This is a genomic window from Streptomyces sp. TG1A-8 (assembly GCF_030499535.1).
In the GTDB taxonomy this organism is placed as follows: Bacteria; Actinomycetota; Actinomycetes; order Streptomycetales; family Streptomycetaceae; genus Streptomyces.
Genome location: NZ_JASTLB010000004.1, coordinates 45768 through 70578 on the forward strand (window position 1 = coordinate 45768; position 24811 = coordinate 70578).

At 73.4% G+C, this 24811-nt stretch carries 4 protein-coding genes; all 4 read left to right on the plus strand.

Annotated features, from left to right (window positions below):
• The first annotated feature begins 53 nt into the window (after positions 1-53).
• Genes QQY24_RS32295 through QQY24_RS32310 form a run of 4 tightly spaced genes read left to right on the plus strand, consistent with a single transcriptional unit; the run spans position 54 to position 24770 of the window.
• A complete protein-coding gene (locus QQY24_RS32295; RefSeq protein ID WP_301976519.1) occupies positions 54-887 on the plus strand; it encodes a hypothetical protein in 834 nt (277 codons plus the stop codon).
• Complete coding sequence (locus QQY24_RS32300) at positions 884-4045, plus strand: amino acid adenylation domain-containing protein (RefSeq protein ID WP_301976520.1); 3162 nt, start codon at positions 884-886, stop codon at positions 4043-4045. The genes QQY24_RS32295 and QQY24_RS32300 overlap by 4 nt, the downstream gene beginning before the upstream one ends.
• 5 nt (positions 4046-4050) lie before the next feature.
• Positions 4051-18042: a type I polyketide synthase gene (locus QQY24_RS32305; protein ID WP_301976521.1), complete on the plus strand. Its 13992-nt coding sequence runs from the start codon at positions 4051-4053 to the stop codon at positions 18040-18042.
• Positions 18043-18095: 53 nt separating this feature from the next.
• The gene (locus QQY24_RS32310; RefSeq protein ID WP_301976522.1) at positions 18096-24770 is read left to right on the plus strand and encodes a type I polyketide synthase; all 6675 of its coding nucleotides are present in this window, start codon (positions 18096-18098) and stop codon (positions 24768-24770) included.
• Positions 24771-24811 lie beyond the last annotated feature (41 nt).

Below are 24811 nucleotides of genomic sequence, written 5' to 3' on the forward strand. Positions count from 1 at the left end.
GCAGTGGCCGGCACCTTTCCGTCTTCCCGTCCTCGTCCTCTTGGGGTTGGCTCATGGCGCAGCACGACACATGGAGAATCCTGACCAAGGGCAGCAGGAGCCAGATCCTGCTCGCCGTCGACTTCGACGTGACCGGTCGCCCGGAGGCACGCTTTAGTGACCTCGTGGCCAACCTTACGACGAACCACGGGGTATGGGAGAGTGTGCCCGCGCCCGCCGGCTCCCTGGACGGTCCCGAGGGCGTGGCTCACCTGAACGCCTGGCACCAGGGGCTAGGCGCGGACCACCCGCCGGTGCGGGCGGTGATGGGGTACTGCGTCGGCGGTGTGTACGCGGCCGAGCTCGCCGCCCGCCTCGCCGAGACCCAGGAGTCGGCACCGCTCGTACTGCTCTTCGACCCCGAACTGGCCACCGCTCCCACCCTGTACTGGCAGTTCCACAAGGTGATGGAGTTCATGAGGTCGGCGGGCGGTGGCGACGAGATCGACACCGCACAGGCCGCCGGCCGGAAGGCCGAGGAAGCCCACCAGGACCTCGCGGACCTGGCCCGCGAACTCGTCGGGATCTTCCGCACCACGAGCGACAGCGTCCTCGCCCGGTCCGGCCTCGATGCCACCCGCCGGGGCGAACTGGCCAACGTCTTTACCGCGTTCATGTCCTATCTGGCGGGCGGCGGCGCGTTCGCTCCGCTGTCCCGCTGGCCCTCGGCGGTGGCTGTCAGCTCGTGCAGCCCGCAGAGCGGTCTCAACGGCATCCGAGCCCACCTGCCGGCGGGCCCGGCGGACCTGGTCGCCCGGGAGATACGCCTGCCCCTGGAGCACGCTGAACTGCTGCGCGCCCCCGAGGTCGCGGCCGTGGTCGACGAACTGCTGGCGGAGACACCGTGAGCCGCGACACCGCCTCCCGCAAGGAAGAAGCGCTGTGGCTGCTGGAAAAGGTGGTACCGGGCAGCGCAGTCAACAACCTGTCAGTGGCCTTCCGCGTCGACGGACGGCTCGACCCCGAGGCGCTGCGGCAGAGCCTGAGACTGCTGCTGCGCCGGTACCCCGTTCTGCGGACCGCCTTCCACGCCGGTGACGACGGGCTGACCAAAACGGTCACCGACCGCGACACCGTCGATCTGGAGAGCGCCGAGTGCACGGACGAGCGCACCAACGAAGCGCTGGCCGCCTTCGTCGCCCGGCCCTTCGCCCTGTCAGGCACACCCCTGGTGCGGGCACTGCTGCTGCACGGCGACGCCCGAGACCACTTCTGTCTGGCCGTGCACCACTTGGTGTTCGACACCATCTCCGGCGCGGTCCTGTTGGAGGAACTGACCACCGCCTACACCGCGTTCGCCACCGGCACGCCGCTGCCCGCCGAGCTGCGCGAGGAAGTGGCCCCCTTGCCCGAGACCCAGCCCACGCCGGCCGGTACCGCCTTCTGGCGCGGGCAGCTGAGCGGCTTCGACCCCGAAGGGCTGGCGCTCTGGGTGGGTGAGGCCGAGGTGGCGAACCCCACGCTTCACGGCGACCAGGTGCTGCACCAGCTCTCGGCCGGAGCTCGCGACGCCGTCCAGCGGATGGCGAAGGAGCTGCGGGCCTCCGAGGCGGTCGTCCTGCTCGCCGCGTACTACCTGCTGCTCGCCCGGCACGGCGCCGGCCCCGACCTCGTCGTCGGCTCACCCGTGAACGTCCGCGGCCCCAGAGCCCAGCGAGCCATCGGCTACCACGTCAACGTTCTCCCGCTGCGGGTCGCCGTCGACTTGGAGGGGTCCTTCGCCGACTTGGTGCGCCGGGTGCGCCAGGTCTTCATGGGCGCCCTCGCCCACGCGGACGTTCCGGTCGACGTCCTGCTGGAGGAGGTGCCCCGGCGCGACGTGTCCTGGCACAACGCCCTGTTCCGGCACGTCTTCAACTACGTCCCCGGCGAAGGCCTGCCGCCCTTTGAGCTGGCCGGGCTCGCGGCCGAACCGGTGGTCGTCGAGAACGGCTTCAGCAAGTTCGATCTGGAGTTCTTCGTCCTGTCCTCGCCCGAGTCCATCGGGGTCCGGGCCGCTTACTGCGTCGAGGCGTTCGCCCGCGCCGACGTAGCCGCGCTGCTGCGCCGCTACGACCGGCTGCTTCAGGCGCTGGGGCAGGACGCCGCGGCGCCCGTGGGCGAGGTGGACCTGTTCAGCCCGGACGATCGCGAGATCGTGGACCGCGCCAATGGCACCGGCCGGGCGGTCCCCCTGACGAGCGTGCTCGACGACATCTGCTCGTGGGTGCTGGCCGCCCCGGACGCGACCGCCCTGGAGTCCGAGGACCGGCGGGTCTCGTACGGTCAGCTGTGGCAGGCCGCCCGCGAGACGGCCGCAGAACTGCGCGCGGGCGGGATCGCGGCCGGAGACGTCGTCGCCGTACTCGGGCCCCGGGGCCCCGAACTAGCGGCGGCCGTGCTCGGTGTCTGGCTCGTCAGGGCCGCCTATTTGCCGCTCGACCCCAGCCATCCGGCGGACCGGCTCCGCCACCAGCTCGACGACGCGCGGACGGCTGTGGTGCTGGCCGCCGACCCGGCGACCGTCCCGGATGCCGGAAACCGTGCCGTACTGCCCCTCCGCCCGGTGCCCGACGGTTCGGCGGGGGCGGCCGAGGCGGCCGGCGGCGCGGGCGAGCTGGTGCCGTACGACGCGGGATCCCTCGATCCCGACTCCTGCGCCTACCTGATCTACACCTCCGGTTCCACCGGGCTGCCGAAGGGCGCCCTGATCAGCCACCGGAACCTGAAGAACCTGGTGACGCACTTCGCGGACCAGTTCGACGTGACGTCCACCGCCTCGCTGCTGTGGCTGACCACATTCTCCTTCGACATCTCCGCCCTGGAGTTGTTCGTGCCGCTCGTCCGGGGCGGTCGGGTCGTGGTCGCCCCGGACCGGGCCCGCACCGACGGCCGGGCTCTGGCCGAGGTCGTTGTCCGCCACCGCGTGGACACCGTGCAGGCGACCCCGACGACGTGGCGGCTCGTCGTCGACGGCGCGGCCGACGCGCTGTCCTCGTGCCGCGTGCTGTGCGGCGGCGAGCCGCTGCCGCGGGAACTCGCTCGGCGGCTGGCGTCGGTGGCTCGCGAGGTCTGGAACGTGTACGGACCAACCGAGACCACCATCTGGTCCACCGCGGGCCGGATCGACACCGCCGAGGCGGGCCCGCTCACCGTCGGACGGCCCATCACCAACACACAGGTGTTCATCGCCGACCCGGCGGGTCATGAGCTGCCGGTCGGCGTGCTCGGTGAACTGTGCGTGGCCGGCGACGGAGTTGCCCTCGGCTACCACAACCGGTCGGAGCTCACCGCCGCGCGCTTCGCCCGTCACCCCAGGTACGGACGCCATTATCGCACCGGTGACCTCGCCCGGTGGCTGCCCGGCGGCACGCTGCACGTGGTGGGACGTACCGACCGCCAGGTCAAGCTGCGCGGCAACCGCATCGAACTGCCCGAGGTCGAGGCCGTCCTGCTCGCGGACCCGGACGTGTGCGGCGTGGCCGCGGTCGTCGTTGGCGAGGGCGGAGGAGACGACGTACTGGTGGCCTTTGTCCAAGGGCCCGACAAGCACGATTTGGCCGAGCGTCTGTGGGACCGGGCCCGGGCGAGACTGCCCCTCGCCGCCGTACCCAGCGCCTTCCACTTCATGGAGGCGTTCCCCATGACTGGGAACGACAAGGTGGATTATCCCGCCCTCACCCGCCTCGCCGAGGAACGGCGGGCGGAGCGGCGTACGGCGGCGGACAGGCACGAGCATGACCAGGCGGACGAGCTGCTGTCGACGCTCGTATCCCTGTGGCGGGAGTTGCTCGACCGGGACGACCTCGATCACCGGGCGAACTTTTTCACCGTCGGCGGCCATTCGCTGCTGGCCGCCCGGCTGGCCCAGCGGGTCGAGGAAGTGACAGGTATCCGGATACCCATGGCCGACGTCTTCGCTCAGCCCACCCCCCAGCGGCTGGCGGAGCACCTGAGAACGGCCGGTGCGCACACGACTGGGGCGCCGCTCGGTGAAGCGCCAGAAGAACGGGGTGGAGGTCGCTGAAGGCGATGAACGAGTCCGAGAAGTCCCAGGCCCGGATCGAGAACGTTGCGGAACCGATCGCGGTGATCGGTCTATCCTGTCGGCTCCCCAAGGCGAACAACCTCCAGGACTTCTGGGAGATGCTGCGGCGCGGTGAGCACGGCATTACCGAGGTGCCGGAGGGCCGCTGGGGCCTCGGTGCGGAAGCCCTGACGGAGCCCGGTACCCGCATGGGCGGCTTCCTCGACCACGTCGACCGGTTCGACGCCGCCTTCTTCTCCGTCTCACCGCGCGAGGCGGCGATGATGGACCCCCAGCAACGCCTCGCCCTGGAACTGGCTTGGGAGGCCCTGGAGTCGGCGTGCCTCGCACCGTCCTCGCTGGGCGGCACCCGGACCGGTGTCTTCCTCGGCGCGATCTCCGGGGACTACGCCACACTTGTGTACCGGGGCGGCCACGAGGCGGTCGACCGGCACACCATGACCGGGTTGCAGCGTGGCCTGATCGCCAACCGCATCTCGTACCATCTGGGGCTGCGCGGGCCCAGCATGACGGTCGACGCAGCTCAGTCCTCCTCGCTCGTCGCCGTCCACCTGGCCTGCGAGAGCCTGAGGTCCGGTGAGTCGGACCTCGTCCTGGCGGGCGGTGTGCACCTCAACCTGGCGCCGCTGAGCGCGCTGGCCGCCGCCCGCTTTGGCGGCCTGTCGCCGGACGGCCGCAGTTACACCTTCGACGCCCGGGCCAACGGGTTCGTCCGCGGTGAGGGCGGCGGCCTCGTGCTCCTCAAGCGCCTCTCCCGCGCCCTGGCCGACGGCGACCGGATCCACGGTGTGATCAGGGGCAGCGCGGTCAACAACGACGGGATGACCGACGGCCTGACCCGTCCGGACGCGAGCGCGCAGGAGGACGTCGTACGGCGGGCCTGGGCGTCCGCCGACACGGACCCGGCCACCGTCGGCTACGTAGAACTGCACGGCACCGGCACGCGCGTCGGCGACCCGATCGAGGCGGCCGCCCTGAGCGCGGCACTGGGCGGCGCACGGCCCTCTGGCCGTCCCCTGCCGGTGGGCTCGGCCAAGACCAACGTCGGGCACCTGGAGGGCGCGGCCGGCATCATCGGCCTGCTCAAGACAGTGCTGTCCGTCAGCAAGGGCGAGATCCCGGCCAGCCTGAACTTCGCGGAGCCGAACCCGGAGATCCCGTTGGACGCGCTCAACCTCAGCGTGCCGACGGGGCTTTCGCCCTGGCCGGAGTCGGAGGGGCCGCGCCGGGCGGGCGTGTCCTCCTTCGGCATGGGCGGCACGAACTGCCATGTGGTGGTGGAGGAGGCGCCTGCGGTCGAGGCCGGTGACGTTGCCGGGCCGGTGCGGTCGGCGGGGTCGGTGATGCCGTTCGTGGTGTCCGCGCGGAGCCGGGGTGCTTTGGGGGAGTCGGCGGGGCGGTTGGCCGCCTGGGCCGAGGCGCTGCCGGAGGATCGGGGTGTTCCGGCGGGGCTGGCGGGTGCGCTGGCAACGGGGCGTGCCGCTTTCGAGCATCGGGGCGTGGTGGTGGCCGGGGACCGGGCCGGGTTGGTGGCCGGGTTGTCCGCGGTGCGTGAGGAGGCGCCGGGCTCGGCTGTGGTCGTGGGCCGGATCGCGCCGGTTCGTGGCCGTACGGTGTTCGTCTTCCCTGGGCAGGGATCGCAGTGGCAGGGAATGTCCGCCGAACTCGCTGCCGACAGTGAGGTGTTCGCCGCCGCGCTGCGCGACTGTGCCGAGGCGCTCACCCCTTACACCGACTGGGATCTGCTCGCAGTGATCCGTGGCGACGAGGGAGCGCCGTCCCTCGAGCGGGTGGATGTGGTGCAGCCGGCGTTGTGGGCGGTGATGGTGTCGCTGGCGCGGTTGTGGAAGCACTACGGGGTGGTGCCGGATGCGGTGGTGGGGCATTCGCAGGGGGAGATCGCGGCGGCGTGTGTGGCGGGTGCGCTGAGTCTTGAGGACGGGGCGCGGATCGTGGCGGTGCGCAGTGCTCTGGCCGGGCGGCGGCTGGCCGGCCGGGGCGGGATGCTCTCGGTGGCGTTGCCGGTGGCGGAGGTGCAGGTGCTGCTCGGCCAATGGGAGAGCCGAGCGAGTGTGGCGGCGGTGAACGGGCCGCAGGCCACAATCGTGGCCGGGGACCTCGACGTCCTGCACGCACTACGCGACCACTGCGAGGAACGGGCGATACGGGCTCGTATCGTTCCTGCCGCCTTCGCCTCCCACTCACCCGCGGTGGAGGTCCTCCGCGAGGACCTGCTCGCCCAACTGGCCTGCGTTAGGCCGAGGACCGTATCCGGGATCGACTTTTTTTCGACGGTGACGGGTGGGCGGTTGGAGACGACCGCGTTGGACGCGGGGTACTGGTTCCGCAACCTGCGGGAGCCGGTCCGTTTCGAGCCGGTGGTGCGGGGGCTGGCGCAGGACGGCTGCACGTCGTTCATCGAGGCCAGTGCGCATCCGGTGCTGACGGCGGCCGTGCAGGACACGCTGGAGGACGCCGTACCGGAGGAGCCGGGCGCCCGACTGGTCGTCGGGAGCCTGCGCCGTGACCAGGGCGGGCTCGAGCGGTTCCTGCTGTCGGTGGCCGAGGCCTACGTCCACGGCCATCCCGTCGACTGGCACGTCCCGGCCCCCGACCGGCCCCTGCCCGACCTTCCCACCTATCCCTTCCAGCGCCACCGCTACTGGATCGACACCCCCACCACCAAGCCCGGCACGGCCCACGGGATCGACGCGTCCGCGGACACCCAACCGGCCGAGCCGCAGGCATCCGACGCGTCCGGGCCGGCCCTGGTACGGCGCTTCCTGGCCGCGTCCGAACAGGACCGCGCCGACGTGTTACTGGACGCCGTACACGACCAGATCATGGTGATCCTCGGGTACTCCAGCCGCGAGGCGATCCCCGACACGGCCACCTTCCGCGATCTGGGCTTTGAATCGCTGACAGCCGTCGAGCTGAGGAACCGGCTGGCCGCCGCCACGGACCTGAGGCTGCCGTCCTCGCTGCTGTACGACCACCCCACGCCGGGCCAGCTCGCCGCGCACCTGGCCACCCTGCTCCAGAGCCCGTCCCGCAAGGGGCCCGAGGACACGGCCGCTGTGCCGCCGACGCCGTCCGAACCGGACGAGCCGATCGCCATCGTCGCCATGGGTTGCCGGTTCCCCGGCGGTGCGGAGACCCCGGAACAGCTGTGGCGGCTGGTCCGAGACGGGGTGGACGCCATCTCCGAGTTTCCCCGCAACCGGGGCTGGGACCTCGACGCACTCTTCGACCCCGATCCCGTCAACCTACGCACTAGCTACGTGCGGCACGGCGGTTTCCTGTACGACGCCGACCGTTTCGATCCCGAGTTCTTCGGCATCTCGCCCCGTGAGGCGGCGGCCGTCGACCCGCAACAGCGCCTGATGCTCGAGGTCGCCTGGGAGGCGCTCGAACGGGCAGGTATCGACCCCGCGACGCTGCGGGGCAGCAGGACCGGTGTCTATGTCGGCGCGATGGCGCAGGACTACGGCCCCCGGCTGCACGAGGACGCGCACGGCCTGGAGGGCTACCTGCTGACAGGCAGCACCACCAGCGTCGCCTCCGGACGGCTGGCGTACGTGCTCGGCCTCACCGGGCCGGCGGTGACGGTGGACACCGCCTGCTCGTCCTCCCTGGTCGCACTGCATCTGGCGGTGCGCGCGCTACGCCAGGACGAGTGCTCCCTGGCGCTCGCGGGCGGAGTCACCGTCATGTCCACTCCCGGGATATTCCTGGAGTTCAGCCGGCAGGGCGGCCTGTCCCCGGACGGCCGCTGCAAGCCGTTCGCCGCAGCGGCCGACGGCACCGGCTGGGCGGAGGGCGCCGGCATCCTGGCGCTGGAGCGGCTGTCCGACGCCCGGCGGAACGGTCACACGGTGCTCGCCTGCATCCGCGGCTCCGCCGTCAACCAGGACGGCGCGAGCAACGGCCTGACCGCCCCGAACGGCCCCTCGCAGGAGCAGGTCATCCGACTCGCCCTCCGGGACGCCGGGCTGACCTCTGCCGAGATCGACATGGTCGAGGCCCACGGCACAGGCACGACTCTCGGAGACCCGATCGAGGCACACGCGCTGTTGATGGCATACGGGCAGAACCGGCCCGCCGAACGGCCGCTGTGGCTCGGCTCCCTGAAGTCGAACATCGGGCACGCCCAGGCCGCCGCCGGCGTCGGCGGCGTGATCAAGACAGTCATGGCGATGCGTCACGGCCAGATGCCCCGGACCCTCCACGTCGACACGCCCACCCCGCACATCGACTGGGAGGCCGGCGCCGTCCGGCTGCTTACTGAGGAACGCCCCTGGCCGGAGTCGGAGGGGCCGCGCCGGGCGGGCGTGTCCTCCTTCGGCATCAGCGGCACGAACTGCCATGTGGTGGTGGAGGAGGCGCCTGCGGTCGAGGCCGGTGACGTTGCCGGGCCGGTGCGGTCGGCGGGGTCGGTGATGCCGTTCGTGGTGTCCGCGCGGAGCCGGGGTGCTTTGGGGGAGTCGGCGGGGCGGTTGGCCGCCTGGGCCGAGGCGCTGCCGGAGGATCGGGGTGTTCCGGCGGGGCTGGCGGGTGCGCTGGCAACGGGGCGTGCCGCTTTCGAGCATCGGGGCGTGGTGGTGGCCGGGGACCGGGCCGGGTTGGTGGCCGGGTTGTCCGCGGTGCGTGAGGAGGCGCCGGGCTCGGCTGTGGTCGTGGGCCGGATCGCGCCGGTTCGTGGCCGTACGGTGTTCGTCTTCCCTGGGCAGGGATCGCAGTGGCAGGGAATGTCCGCCGAACTCGCTGCCGACAGTGAGGTGTTCGCCGCCGCGCTGCGCGACTGTGCCGAGGCGCTCACCCCTTACACCGACTGGGATCTGCTCGCAGTGATCCGTGGCGACGAGGGAGCGCCGTCCCTCGAGCGGGTGGATGTGGTGCAGCCGGCGTTGTGGGCGGTGATGGTGTCGCTGGCGCGGTTGTGGAAGCACTACGGGGTGGTGCCGGATGCGGTGGTGGGGCATTCGCAGGGGGAGATCGCGGCGGCGTGTGTGGCGGGTGCGCTGAGTCTTGAGGACGGGGCGCGGATCGTGGCGGTGCGCAGTGCTCTGGCCGGGCGGCGGCTGGCCGGCCGGGGCGGGATGCTCTCGGTGGCGTTGCCGGTGGCGGAGGTGCAGGTGCTGCTCGGCCAATGGGAGAGCCGAGCGAGTGTGGCGGCGGTGAACGGGCCGCAGGCCACAATCGTGGCCGGGGACCTCGACGTCCTGCACGCACTACGCGACCACTGCGAGCGACACGACACGCGTGCCCGTCTGGTCCCCGTGGACTACGCGTCCCACTCCTCGCACGTCGACCCCTTGGCCGACGAACTGCGGTCCCTGCTTGCGGACATCACTCCTGCCCCGTCGGAGATCGACTTCTTCTCGACGGTGACGGGTGGGCGGTTGGAGACGACCGCGTTGGACGCGGGGTACTGGTTCCGCAACCTGCGGGAGCCGGTCCGTTTCGAGCCGGTGGTGCGGGGGCTGGCGCAGGACGGCTGCACGTCGTTCATCGAGGCCAGTGCGCATCCGGTGCTGACGGCGGCCGTGCAGGACACGCTGGAGGACGCCGTACCGGAGGAGCCGGGCGCCCGACTGGTCGTCGGGAGCCTGCGCCGTGACCAGGGCGGGCTCGAGCGGTTCCTGCTGTCGGTGGCCGAGGCCTACGTCCACGGCCATCCCGTCGACTGGCACGTCCCGGCCCCCGACCGGCCCCTGCCCGACCTTCCCACCTATCCCTTCCAGCGCCACCGCTACTGGATCGACACCCCCACCACCAAGCCCGGCACGGCCCACGGGATCGACGCGTCCGCCCACCCCCTGCTCGGGGGCGCGACCGAACTGGCCGACTACGGCGGCCTGCTGCTCACCGGTCGGGTGTCGGCCGGCACGCATCCCTGGCTCGCCGATCACGCGGTCGCCGGCCGGGTGCTGCTGCCCGGCGCTGCGCTGGTCGAGCTGGCCCTGCACGCCGGAGCGCGCCTGGGCTGCGCCCGGCTGGCCAACCTCGCGCTGGAGACACCGCTGCTGCTGCCCGAGCGGGGGGCAGCACGGCTCCAGGTGGCGGTTGGCCCGGCCGACGAGGCCGGCCGACGGTCGCTGAGCGTCCACTCGCGCCCCGACAACGGAGACGAGGACACGCCGTGGACCCGGCATGCCACTGCAACGCTGGTCGCACCGCCGGCCGAGAGCCACGGTTCGTCCACGGCCGGACCGGTGGACGGCCTGGCCGGTGCCTGGCCGCCGCCCGGTGCCGAGCCGGTGCCGGTGCACGGCCTGTACGACCGCCTCGCCGCCGCCGGCTACGAGTACGGGCCCGCCTTCCAAGGGCTGCGCGCCCTGTGGCGGCGCGGTGACGAGCTCCTCGCTGACGTCGCTCTCCCGGCCGAGGTGGCGGGCGACGCCGACCGGTACGAAGTGCACCCCGCGCTGCTGGACGCGGCCCTGCACGCCGCCGTGTCCGGCGCCGAGGCGCCGCATCATCACACCGGTCCCCGGCTGCCCTTCGCTTGGTCGGGGGTGGATCTCAGCGCGACAGGGGCCTCGGCTCTGCGCGTCCGGATCGTCCCCGTCGGCACCGACACCTACGCCGTGTCCGCCGCCGACCCCGAGGGGCATCCGGTGCTCACCGCCGACTCCCTCACCTTCCGCCGCCCGAGGCCTGGGCAGTTCGGCACGGCCGGGGACGCCGCACGGCTTCCGCTGTACGGCGTCGAGTGGACGGCTCTGCCCGCGCCAGCAGCGGCGCCGGGGACCGGCTTCGTGCTCGTGGGCACACAGCCCCTGGGCACCGCCGTACGGCCGATCCATCCCGACCACCCCGATCTGCGGGCTCTCGGCGCGGTCGTCGACGCCTCCACCGCACCTCCGCGCACGGTGTTCCTCGTCTGCCCCGTCACCGACGACGGAACGGACACCGCGCCGCAGGCCGCCGAAGAGGCGGCGCGGTTCGCGCTGACGTCGGTGCGGGAGTGGCTGGCCGACCGGCGGTTCGACGACGCCCGGCTCGTCCTCGTCACCGGAGACCCGCTGGCACACGCCACCGTGTGGGGCCTGGTCCGCTCGGCGCAGACCGAACATCCGGACCGGTTCGCGCTCCTGGAACTGGACGGCGAGGTCACGGACCACACACTGGCCTATGCCGCCACGCTCAGCGCTCAGGAGCCGCAACTGCGGCTGCGCGATGGTGAATTCCTTGCCCCCCGGCTGGCCCGCGCCGCCACGGCAGAGGCCCCGGACACCCTCGTGTTCGACCCGGACGGCACCGTTGTGATCACCGGTGCCACCGGACTGCTCGGCGGACTGCTGGCCCGGCACCTCTGCGACACCCACGGCGTACGCCATCTGCTCCTGGTCGGCCGACGCGGCGCACAGGCCGACGGCATGCCAGAGCTGCTGGCCCAGCTGGCCGAACGGGGCGCCCGGGTGACCGCGGCCGCCTGCGACGTGGCCGACCGCGACGCGCTGGCCGCGCTGCTCGACACGATCCCGGCCGAGCACCCGCTGACCGCGGTGGTGCACGCGGCGGGCGTGCTGGACGACGCCCCGGTGACCTCACTGACGGACGACCAGCTGGAGCGCGTCCTGCTGCCCAAGGTGACCGCCGCCGCCCGGCTGCACGAGCTGACCCTCGACCGGAACCTGACGGCCTTCGTGCTGTTCTCCTCCGTGGCGGGGGTCCTGGGCACCCCGGGACAGGCGAACTATGCCGCCGCCAACGCCTATCTCGACGCGCTCGCCAGACACCGTCACGAGCGGGGACTGCCCGCCGTCTCGCTGGCCTGGGGACTGTGGTCCGAGGGCAGCGGAATGACCGGCCACCTCACCGACGTCGACCTAGGCCGCATGGCACGCGCGGGGGTGGCCGCCTTGCACGCCGCGGAGGGGCTGGCCTTGTTCGACCGCGCCCTGGCCGTCGGCGGTGCCGAGGCGGTCCCGGCCCGTCTGAGCCTGTCGGCGGTGCGTGAGCGGGCGGCTTCCGGGTCGGCCGTCCCGCCGCTCCTGCGCGGACTGGTGCGTGCCCCGGCCCGCCGAGCGGCCGGAGCCGCGATCCCCGCCGCCCTGCCCGCGGCGCCGGAGGAGGAGGCACTGCTGGAGCTCGTACGGCAGCACGCCGCAGCCGTGCTCGGGTATCCGGCGGACAGGACCGTCGAGAAGGACCGCACCTTCCAGGACCTCGGCATGGACTCCCTCACCTCGGTCGAGCTGCGCAACCGGCTCAACGAGGCGACGGGACTGCGCCTGCCGGCGACGCTGCTGTTCGACCACCCGACCCCCCTCGCGCTGGCCGCGCGCCTGCGGGCCGAGTACGCCGGGGCGGAGCCGTCCCCGGCCGAGAGCGGCGAAAGCGGCAGGGGCCCGGGCGTGGCGGCCGACGAACCGATAGCGATCGTCGGTATGAGCTGCCGCTTCCCCGGCGGTGTCCGCTCCCCGGAGGAGCTGTGGCAGCTGGTGGCGACGGGAACGGACGCCATCGGCGACTTCCCCGGCGGCCGCGGCTGGGACCTGGAGAACCTGTATCACCCCGACCCCGGACACCAGGGCACGTTCTACGCCTCCGCCGCCGGGTTCCTCGACGACGCCGACGCGGCCGGGTTCGACGCCGCGTTCTTCGGCATCTCCCCGCGCGAGGCGCTGGCGATGGACCCGCAGCAGCGGATGCTGCTGGAGACCGCCTGGGAGGCCGTGGAACGGGCCGGCCTCGACCCGTGGGGGCTCAAGGGCAGCCGCACCGGGGTGTTCATCGGCGCCATGGCCTCGGACTACCCAGTCGCCTCGGCGGAGCAGGGACAGGACGTGGAGGGCTATGTCCTGATCGGCACCAGCGGCAGCGTGCTCTCCGGGCGCCTGGCCTACACCTTCGGCTGGGAGGGGCCCGCCGTCACGGTCGACACGGCCTGTTCCTCCTCCCTGGTCGCCCTGCACCTCGCGGCCCAGGCGCTGAGGCGCGGCGAGTGCGGCCTCGCCCTCACGGGCGGGGTGACGGTCATGGCGACGCCACGCACGTTCATCGAGTTCAGCCGGCAGCGGGGCCTCGCCGCGGACGGCCGGTGCAAGTCCTTCGCGGATGCCGCCGACGGAACGGGTTGGGCCGAGGGAGCCGGAGTGCTGCTGCTGGAGCGGCTGTCGGACGCCCGGCGCCACGGACACCGGGTGCTGGCCGTGATCAGGGGCTCCGCCGTCAACCAGGACGGTGCGAGCAACGGCCTGACCGCACCCAACGGCCCCGCCCAGCAACGCGTGATCCGGGACGCGCTGCGCGACGCAGGCCTCGCCGGCGTAGACGTGGACGCCGTCGAGGCGCACGGGACCGGAACCCGACTCGGCGACCCGATCGAGGCGCAGGCCATCCTCGCCACCTACGGGCGCCAGCGCCCGGCCGACCGCCCGCTGCGGCTCGGCTCGCTCAAGTCGAACATCGGCCACGCCCAGGCCGCCGCCGGTGTCGGCGGCGTCATCAAGATGGTGATGGCGATGCGCCACGGCATCCTGCCGAAGACCCTGCACATCGACCAGCCCTCCACGCACGTGGACTGGAGCACGGGCGCCGTCGAGCTGCTCACCGAGCATCTCCCCTGGCCCGACACCGGGCAGGCACGCCGGGCAGGCGTGTCCTCCTTCGGGATCAGCGGAACCAACGCCCACGTCATCCTGGAGCTCGATGCGGAAGCGGTCGCGGAACCGGACGTACCCGAGGCCGCGCCCCGGCCGGACCGGGCAGCGGACGCGGCGGCCCGCGAAAGCGCCGTCGCCTGGACGCTGACCGCGAAGAGCCCGGAAGCGCTGCGCGAACAGGCTGTACGGCTCGGCGGGTTCGTCCGTTCCCGCACCGACCTGGACCCGGCGGCCGTGGGCAGGGCTCTGGCCTTCGGCCGGGCCCGGTTCGAGTACCGCGCAGTCGTCACCGGCACGAGCCCTGAGGAACTCCTCGCCGGCCTGGACGTCCTCGCGGCGGAGGCCCCCGAGCACGGCGAGATGCCCGTGCCGTCCGAGCCGACGGTCGCGTTCCTGTTCACCGGACAGGGCGCCCAGTACGAGGGGATGGGACGCGAACTCTACGAGCGTCACGAGGTGTTCGCGGCCGCGCTGGACGAAGTCTGCGCCCAGCTCGACCGGTGGCTGCCCGCACCGCTGCTCCCCCTTCTGCTCGGCGCCGCGGGCCCAGAACGCGCCGGGGACCTCGACCGCACCGGGTTCACTCAGCCGGCCCTGTTCGCCTACGAGGTGGCGCTCTTCCGCCTCTTGGAGAGCTGGGGCCTTCACCCGGACCACATCGCCGGGCACTCCGTCGGAGAGATCGCCGCCGCCCATGTCGCGGGCATGCTGTCGCTGGCCGAAGTGGCGAAACTGGTCGCGGCGCGCGGCTCCTTGATGCAGGCACTGCCCGCCCGCGGTGCCATGGCGGCGCTCCAGATCCCGGAGGCCGACGTGCTGCGCCTACTGGAGGGCCGTACGGACGCCGTGTCGGTCGCCGCCGTGAACGGGCCGGCGTCCGTGGTCGTCGCGGGCGACGAGGACGCGGTCCTCGAGATCGCCGAGCAGGTCCGTGCCCAGGGCCGCAAGGTGCGCAGGCTGCGGGTCAGCCACGCGTTCCACTCCCCGCACATGGACGCCGTACTGGACGACTTCCGTGCCGTGGCCGAACGGATCGACCATCGTGCGCCGCACCTGTCCTTCGTGTCCTCGGTCACCGGGCAGCCATTGGGCGAGGAGCCGGCCGACGCCGAGTACTGGGTGCGGCACGCGCGGGCCGCTGTGCGCTTCAGCGACGCCGTGGACACCCTCGCGGATCTGGGCACGACGCTGTTCGTCGAAATAGGGCCCGACGGTGTGCTGACCGCGATGGCGCAGGAGACGCTGGCCGCGCGGGCCGGGAATGGCGCGGGCGTCGCGTGCGTGCCCGCTCAGCGAAAGGACCGTCCGCAGGTACGGACCCTCGTCGACGCCGTGGCCCGGGCCCACGCGCATGGCGCGGACGTCGATTGGGGTGCCCTGCTCGGCCGGGACCCGGTCCACCGGGATGCGGCCGACCTGCCGACCTACCCCTTCCGGCACCAGCGCTACTGGCCGGTGCCCGGGGACGGCCAGGCCGGTCTGCCCGCCGCCGGACTCGCGCCGGGAGGCCACCCGCTGCTGCGCGCCGCCGTGTCACCGGCCGACTCCGCGACGGTGGTGTTCACCGGGCGGCTCTCCCTCGGCTGGCAGGCGTGGCTCGCCGACCACGCGGTCCTGGGCACCGTCCTCGTGCCGGGCGCCGTGCTGCTGGAACTCGCCCTGCACGCCGGCGGACGCACCGGCTGCCCGCAGGTCGCCGAGTTCGTCCTGGAAGCGCCCTTGGCGCTTCCTGAGAAGGGCGCGGTGGACCTACAAGTGGTGGTCGGCGCCCCGGGGGCGGGGCCGGGCCCGCGGCCGATCGCCGTGTACGCGCGCCCCGCCGCGGACGGCGCTGCGGATGCCGGTGCCGTCGACGACCGGCCGTGGACGCGGCATGCGGCCGGAACGCTCCGCCCGGAGGCCACCGTGGAGCCCGGCACGGCTGTGGCGTGGCCGCCCGACGGCGCTGTGGAGGTGCCGTTGCACGGGCTCTACGACCGCCTCGCCGACGCCGGTTTCGTCTACGGACCGGCCTTCGCGGGTCTGCAGCGGGCTTGGCTGCGCGGCAAGGAGATCTTCGCCGAGGTGGCGCTCTCCGATCGGCCGGACTCGACCGCGGGCGCGTTCGGGATCTGGCCGCCCTTGGTGGACGCCGCGCTCAACGCGGTGAAGCTCGACGGCGGGGACGACGGCCGGTTGCCGTTCGCCTTCTCCGGGGCCGTGCTGCACCCGACGGACGCTGACGCCCTGCGGGTCCGGGTGGTCCCGCGGCCCTCGGGCGGCCACCGCGTGGAGGCATACGACGTCGAAGGGTGTCCGGTGTTGCTCATCGAGGAACTGTCCCTGCGGCAGGTATCGGCAGACGCCATGCGCCGAGCCGCCGGAGGCTCCCGGACGCTGCACCGCCTGGACTGGGTCGCCGCTCCCGCGCCGGACGGGTCCACGACGGTGCCGCGCACCTGGGCGGTCGTCGACGCGAGCGGTCTGCTCGGCGCTCTGCCGGCAGACGTCCCCGGCCACCCCGACTTGGCGGCCTGCTGCGCCGCGTTCGACGCAGGTGCACCGGTGCCGGACGCCGTGGTCCTCACGGCCGCCGCGGACGGCGACGACTCCGCCGTCACGGGCGACGCCGTCCAGCAGGCGGTGGTGCGCGCGCTGGGCGACGTCCAGACCTGGCTCGCGGACGAACGGTTCGCCCGGACCCGTCTCGTGGTGCTCACCCGGGGCGCGGTCGGCCTGACCGGTGACGAGGGTCCCCACGACCTGGCCCATGCCGCCGTGTGGGGTCTGGTGCGCACCGCCCAGACGGAGAACCCTGGACGGTTCACGCTTGTCGACGTGGCGCAGGCCCCCGTTCTGGACGACCTCACCGGTCTGCTGGGGCGGGCTCTCGCGACGGGCGAACCGCAGATCGCGGTGCGCGGGGAGGCCCGGTACGTGCCGCGGATCGTCCGGCAGCCGCTCCCCGCGCCGTCGGCCGGGGACGACGGCGGCTTGCCGTTCTCCGGGGACGGCACCGTGCTGCTGACCGGCGCGACCGGTGCGCTCGGCCGACTGGTCGCCCGCCACCTGGTCACGGCGCACGGGGTGCGCGACCTGCTTCTTGTCAGCCGCAGCGGGCCCGCAGCGCCGGACGCCTCCGCGCTTACCCGCGACCTGTCGGAGCTGGGCGCCCGCGTCTCCCTCGTCGCTGCCGACCTGGCCGACCGGGCCCAGGTCGATGCGGTCCTTGCGGCGGTGCCCGCCGACCACCCGCTGCAGGCCGTCGTGCATGCCGCAGGCGTCCTGGACGACGGCGTTCTGCCGGCCATGACACCGGCGCGGGTGCGGAAGGTGCTGCGGGCCAAGGCGGACGCGGCGCTCCATCTGCACGATGCGACGCGGGCGCTGGACCTCACGGCCTTCGTGCTGTTCTCCTCGGCCGCTGGGGTCCTCGGCACTGCGGGACAGGCCAACTACGCCGCCGCCAACGCCTTCCTGGACGCCCTTGCCGAGGCACGCGCAGCCATAGGGCTGCCCGCGACCTCACTCGCCTGGGGCCTGTGGGACACCGACGACGGCATGGCCGCCGACCTGGGCAACGCAGGTCGGCGCAGGCTGGCGCGGTCCGGGGTCGTCGCACTCGCGGTGCCCGAGGCGCTCGCCCTGTTCGACGCCGCCTGCGCGGACCGCGCACCGGTCGCCGTCCCCGTCCATCTCGATCTGCCAGCGCTGCGGGCCCGCAGCGCCGAGGTGGCGCCGGTTCTGCGCGCCCTGGTTCCGCACCCCGGCGCCACCCGGACGTCCCGGCCCGACGCCCCGGCGCGGGAACCGCTCGCGGGCCGGCTGGCCCGGCTGTCCCCGGCCGACCGCGCCGCGGAACTGCTGTCCCTGGTCCGCTCCCAGGCGGCCGGCGTCCTCGGCTTCCCGAACGCCAAGGCGGTCCCGGCGGACCGGGGCTTTTTGGAACTCGGCTTCGACTCGCTGACCGCGGTCGAGTTCCGCAATCGGATCAACCGGCTCACGGGCTTGTCCCTGCCGCCGACCGTCCTCTTCGACCACCCCGAGCCGATGCTTCTCGCGGCACGGCTCGACGAGGAACTCGGCGCCGCAGCGACACCGGGCCAGCGCCCCGCCGACAGCCCGGCCGGAGCCGTCGGCAGTTCGCCGCTCGACCTGGACCGCCTGGAGCAGTGGATCGAGGCAGCGCTCGCCGACGACGCAACCCGGAACCCGGTGGTCCAGCGCCTGCAACGGCTCCTGGCCGGCACGGCGCCGGGCACCGGGACCGGTGCGGCCGCCCCTGGCGAGCCGGACGACGACGTGCTGACCGAGCGCATCGACGCCGCAGACGACGACGAGATCTTCGACCTCATCGACAACGACCTGGGGGTCTCCTCATGAGCGCCGCCGGTTCCGCGTCGACAGAGTCCTTCCGCGCGAGGAGTGAATCCCCCATGGGGAACGAGGAAAAGCTTCGCGGCTATCTGAAGAGGGTAACCGCGGACCTACAACGCACCCGCCGACAGCTCAGGAAGCTTCAGCAGGACGAGCGCGAGCCTGTCGCCATCGTCGCGATGGCCTGCCGCTATCCCGGCGGGATCGCGTCGCCGGAGGATCTGTGGGACCTGGTGGTACGCGGCGAGGACGTCATCTCGGATTTCCCGGTCAACCGCGGCTGGGACACCGACGCGCTGTACGATCCCGACCCCGAGGCGGTCGGCAGGACCTACACCCGGCGCGGCGGATTTCTACACGACGCCGACCTGTTCGACGCGGCGCACTTCGGCATGAACCCGCGCGAGGCCACCGCCGCCGATCCGCAGCAGCGCGTGTTGCTCGAAATCTGCTGGGAGGTGCTGGAACGCGCAGGGATCGGCGTCAAGGAGGTCAAAGGCAGCGACACGGGCACGTTCGTGGGCGTCATGTACGACGACTACGGTTCCCGGCTGCACACCGTGCCCGCCGAATACGAGGGGTACGTCGGCAGTGGCAGCGCCCCGAGCGTCGCCTCCGGGCGCATCGCCTATACCTTCGGGTTCCAAGGGCCCGCCGTCACCGTCGACACCGCCTGCTCGTCCTCACTGGTGGCCCTGCACATGGCCGTGGAGTCGCTGCGCCGGCACGAATGCTCCCTGGCCCTCGCCGGCGGGGTCACCGTCATGGCGACCCCCCGCACCTTCGTGGAGTTCAGCAGACAGCGCGGCTTGGCGCCGGACGGCCGGTGCAAGCCGTTCTCCGCCGATGCCGACGGCACCGGATGGTCGGAGGGCGCCGGGATCCTCCTGCTGGAGCGGCTCTCCGACGCCGTCCGCGCCGGCCACCCCGTCCTCGCGGTGGTCTCGGGGGCGGCGGTCAACCAGGACGGCGCGAGCAGCCGCCTCACCGCCCCGCACGGACCCTCCCAGCAGCGGGTCATACGGCAGGCGCTCCAGGCGGCCCGGCTCGACCCAGCGGATATCGACGTAGTGGAGGCGCACGGCACGGGCACCGCCCTCGGCGATCCCATCGAGGTGCAGGCTCTCCAGTCCGTCTATGGCGCCGGGCGCGCCGCGGGGCGACCGCTGTGGCTGGGCGCCGTGAAGTCCAACCTCGGCCACACCCAGGCCGCCGCCGGTGCCGCCGGGGTGATCAAGACGGTGATGGCGATGCGGCGGCACACCCTGGCCCGCACCCTGCGCGTGGAACGGCCCTTGACCAGCGTGGACTGGGCGTCCGGCGGGGTGTCCCTGCTGACCGAGAACCAGTCGTGGACTACCGACGGGGCCCCGCGCCGGGCGGCGGTCTCCTCGTTCGGCATCAGCGGCACCAACGCCCACGTGATCCTGGAGGAATACGTCCCTGCGGCGGACGACTTGGCACAAGACATCGTTCCCCCGTCCGCCGCGGAGAGCGTTGTCATACCGCCCTCCGGTGCCGCGACCGCACCGGCTGGTGTGCTGCCGCTGCTGGTCTCCGCCCGCGGCAGTGACGCGCTCCGGGACCTGGCGGGCCGGCTGCTGCCCCTGCTCGACGGCGCCGACGCCCCGCGGGCGGCCGGTCTGGCCTGTGCGCTGGCCACTACCCGCTCGCAGTTCGAGCACCGGGCCGTGGTGCTGGGCGCGGACGTCCCGGACCTCACCCGCGCCCTGACCGCCCTGGCCCAGGGGAAGGAGGGCCCCGGACTGGTGCGGGCGGTGGCCGAGAGCGGGCGCCGTACTGTCTTCGTCTTCCCTGGACAGGGCTCGCAGTGGGCAGGCATGGCCGGTGAACTGGCTGCCCGCAGCGAGGTGTTCACGGCATCGCTGCGCCGCTGCGCCGACGCGCTGCGCCCCTACATCGACTGGGACCCGCTGGCCGTGGCCCGCGGCGAGGCCGGCGCGCCGTCCCTGGACCGGGTCGACGTGGTACAGCCCATGCTGTTCGCGGTCATGGTGTCGCTCGCCGAGCTGTGGCGGACCTACGGGGTGCGGCCCGCCGCTGTGATCGGCCACAGTCAGGGCGAGATCGCCGCGGCCTGTGTCGCGGGCGCGCTCAGCCTCGACGACGCCGCCCGCGTGGTCGCCCTGCGCTCCCGCGCACTCGCCGGGCTGTCCGGCACGGGCGGCATGATGTCCGTCGCACTGCCCGCACCGGAGGTGACCCCGCTGCTGGCCCGCTGGCAGGGCCGTGTCGCGGTCGCGGCCGTCAACGGCCCCCGGTCGACGGTCGTCTCGGGCGACCGGACCGCGCTGGAGGAACTGCGTGCAGCGTGCGACGGCGACGGAGTACGGGCCCGGATGATCCCGGTCGACTACGCCTCCCACTCCCCCCATGTGGACGTGCTGCGCGAGGAACTGGCCGATGCGCTCTCCGGACTGCGACCGCGTCCCGCGGACACCGTGTTCTGTTCCACCGTCACCGGCGAACCGATCGACACCGGCGAACTCGACGCCGCGTACTGGTTCCGCAACCTGCGGCGCCCCGTGCAGCTGGAGCGCGCGGTGTACACGCTGCTCGACCGCGGCTACGACTGCTTCGTCGAGATCAGCCCCCATCCAGTGCTCACCGTCGGCCTCCAGGAGGCGATCGAGGAGCACGACACGCAGGCCGTGGTCCTGGAGTCGCTGCGCCGCGACGACGGCGGCCCGCGCCGTTTCCTCGCCTCCCTGGCCCAGGCGCACGTCCAGGGCGTCGACGTGGACTGGACGCCGGCGCTGCCCAGCCCCGATGCCCCGCGCGTCGAGCTGCCGCTCTACCCCTTCCAGCGGCGGCGGCACTGGATCGAGGCCGTCGAGCCGGTGGCGGGAGCGGACCGGCTCGGCCTGACCGACGCCGGGCACGGGCTGCTCGGCGCTGCGGTCCGGCTCGCCGACAGCGGCGACCTGCTGCTCACGGGTTCCCTGGGACTGGAGTCGCACCCCTGGCTCGCCGACCACCGGGTGGCCGGGACCGTGCTCGTGCCAGGTGCGGCGCTGGTGGACATCGCCCTGCACGCGGCGGGGCTCGTCGGCGCTCTCCACCTCGTCGAGCTGGACCTGCTGGCGCCGCTCGCCCTGCCCGACGGCGGAGTGCGCCTGCAGGTGGCGGTGGGCGCGCCGGACGCCACCGGTGCCCGAACGGTCGACATCTACTCCGCCCACCGGGACGCCACCGATGACGGGCCGTGGACGCACCATGCCCGCGGTACCGCCGCCGCCACCGTGGCCCCGCCGACCGGCCCGTCCGCCGCCCCAGCCGTGTGGCCGCCTGCGGACGCGGAGCCGCTCGACCTCACCGGCCACTACGAAGCCCTGGCCGAGCGCGGCTACGACTACGGCCCCGCCTTCCGCGGCCTGCGCGGAGCCTGGCGCCATGGTGACGACGTGCTCGCCGAGGTCGTCCTTACGGAGCACCAGCGCGAGCAGGCCGACGTTTTCGGACTTCACCCCGCGTTGCTGGACGCGGCCCTGCACGCCACCGCATTCGCCGCGGCCTACGACCGGCCGGCGCTCCTGCTGCCGTTCGCCTGGAGCGGCGTCTCCCTGTGGGCTACGGGCGCCACCCGGCTGCGGGTGCGGCTGACCCGGCTGGCACCCGACACCTACCGCGTGGAACTGGCCGACGCGGCCGGTCCTGTGGCGGCCGTCGCATCGCTGATCCTGCGGCCGGCGCCGTCCGCCCTCGGCGTACGGAACTCCGCTGCCGGCCATCTCCACCGCGTCACCTGGCAGGACGCGTCCACCGGAGCCGGACAGCCGGAGACCAGGACCCACGTCCTGCTCCGCCCGGACCAGGACGGTCAGGCTCTGCTGTCGGCCGCGCTCGACACGACGGACGCCGGCCTGGACCGCCTCCCCGACCTCGCAGCGCTGCGCTCCGCGCTGGACGAGGGCGTCACCACACCAAGGACGGTCCTCGCGGACCTCACTGCCCTCGCCGGACCCAATGGGGCGGGCGGCCCCGCCGCCCCGGCCCGCGCTGCACGTGACACCGTGCGCCAGGCTCTGCACCTTGCCCAGGACTGGCAGGCCGACGAGCGGTTCGCCGACTCCCGCCTGGTGTTCCTGACCCGCGATGCAGTCGCCACCGGAAGCGGCGGTACGCCCCCCGACCCGGTGCAGGCCGCCGTTTGGGGCCTGGTGCGCTCGGCCCAGGCGGAGAACCCCGGACGGTTCGGGCTGCTGGACACCGATGGCAGCGACACCTCCCGGCACGCCCTGCCGCGGGCGTTGGCCCTGGACGAGTCCCAACTGGCTTTGCGTAACGGCCGGATCCTCTGCCCGCGCCTGACCCAGGCGGACATCGGCCGGGAGGGTGAACTGACGCCCCCGGCCGATGGCGGCCCCTGGCGGCTGGACTTCGCCGGGCGCAGCACACTGCACGGCCTCGCACTGGTTGCGGCGCCCGAGATCTCCGCGCCTCTCGGGCCGGGTGAGGTGCGGGTCCGGATGCGGGCCGCGGGGGTCAACTTCCGCGACGTGCTGATGACCCTGGGGATGGTCCCTCCGACGGCCGGGCTGCCGGGGGGCGAAGGCGCCGGCGTCGTCCTGGAGGTCGGCGACGACGTCACTGGGCTGGCGCCGGGCGACCGGGTCATGGGCCTGTTCCACGGAGGAATCGGGCCGGTCACGGTCGCCGATGCCCGCCTGGTCACCCGGGTACCGGCCGCCCTGTCCCTCTCCCAGGCGGCGGCCGTCCCGGTCGCCTACCTGACCGCCTACTACGGACTGGCCGACCTGGCCGGCCTCAAGGCGGGGGAATCCGTGCTCGTCCACGCCGCCGCGGGCGCGGTCGGACACGCCGCCGTACAGCTCGCCCGGCACTGGGGCGCACTGGTGCACGCCACCGCCAGCCCCCCGAAGTGGGACGCGGTGCGCGCGCTCGGCGTCGCCTCCAACCGGGTGGCCTCCTCGCGCAGCCTGGACTTCGAGGCCGATGTGCTCAAGCAGACCGACGGACGCGGAGTCGACGTCGTGCTCAACTCCCTAGCGCGGGAGTTCGTGGACGCCTCGCTGCGGCTGCTGCCGCGGGGCGGCCGGTTCATCGAGATGGGCAAGACGGACATCCGCGACGCCGACGAGGTCACCGGCGCCTTCCCCGGTGTGCGCTACCGGGCCTTCGACCTCGGTGAGGCGGGGCCCGACCGGATCAAGCGGATGCTCGACGAGATTTCCGGCCTGTTCGACAGCGGGGCCCTCGCCCCGATGCCGATTGCCGCCTGGGACGTCCGCCACGCCCCGGACGCCTTCCGCCACCTCAGTCAGGGCCACAACATCGGCAAGGTCGTGCTCACCCTGCCGGCGCCGCTCCGCCCGGAGGGCACCGTCCTGGTTACCGGCGCCCTGGGCACGCTCGGCCGCCGGGTCGCCCAGCGGCTGGTGACCGAGCACGGCGTACGGCGGCTGGTTCTCGCCGGCCGCCGCGGCCCGGACACCCCGGGCGCCGTCGAGCTGTGCGCCGAGCTGACGGCTCTGGGGACACGAGCGGAGGTCGTCGTCTGCGACACCGCGGACCGGGACGCACTTGCTGGGCTGCTGGCCGCGATACCGCCGGAGCATCCCTTGGTGGCGGTGGTCCACGCGGCCGGTGTCCTGGACGACGGCGTCATCGCCTCGCTCACCGACGAGCGGGTCGACCGGGTGTTCAGGCCGAAGGTGGACGCCGCCGTCCACCTCGACGAACTGACCCGGGGCTGGGAGCTGGACGCCTTCGTGCTCTTCTCGTCCGCCGCGGGCGTCCTCGGCGGCGCGGGCCAGGCGAGTTACGCCGCCGCCAACGCGTTCCTCGACGCCCTCGCGGCCCGCCGGCGCGCCGCCGGACTGCCCGGGCTGTCCCTCGCATGGGGGCTGTGGGCCGAACGCAGTGGCATGACCGGCCATCTGGACGACGGCGATCTGGCCCGGATGCGCCGCGGCGGTGTGCTGCCGCTGGAGACGGAGGCCGGTCTCGCCCTCTTCGACAGCGCCATCGAGGCCCCGGACGCCCTGCTGGTGCCAACCCGGCTCGACACCTCGGCTCTGCGCGGACGGACGGCCGAGGAACTGCCGACGCCACTCCTGCGCTCCTTGGTCCAGGCGGCGCCGGTCCGCCGGGCAGCCGTCGCAGACAGTGACGGCGCGGTCGGTGGCGACGGCACCGAGCGGATGGCCGACCGGCTGGCCCGGATGAGCGTGCCGGAGCGCGCCCGCGCCTTGCGCCAACTGGTCCGCACCCAGGTGGCCGCAGCGCTTGGCCATTCCTCCGCCGAATCCGTCGACATGGACACCACGTTCAAAGAGTCGGGCTTCGACTCGCTCACCGGCGTCGAACTACGCAACCGGCTCAGCGCGGCGACCGGGCTGCGCCTGCCGGCCACACTCGTCTTCGACGAGCCCACTCCGGCGATCCTCGCGGAACACCTGCTCGCGCGCCTGGGGCCCGCGCCCGCCGACGAGACGAACGCGGACCGGCCGACCGGCCCGTCCCTGCTCGAGGAGATCGACCGGCTCGCCGGTCTGCTCCTCACCGCCCCCGCGGGCAGGGCGGACGGCGCGGTGGCCGTGCGGTTGCGCGGCCTGGTCGCGCAGTGGGACGACCACCACCGGCCCACCGGCGCCGAGCCCCGCCCGTCGGAGCAGGCGGAGCCGGATCTTGCGGACGCCGATGACGCCGCCCTCTTCGACGTGCTCGACAGCGAACTCGGCCTTGCCTGACCTGCCCACCCGGTGGCGGTCGCGCCGCCCCTCCGCTGTTT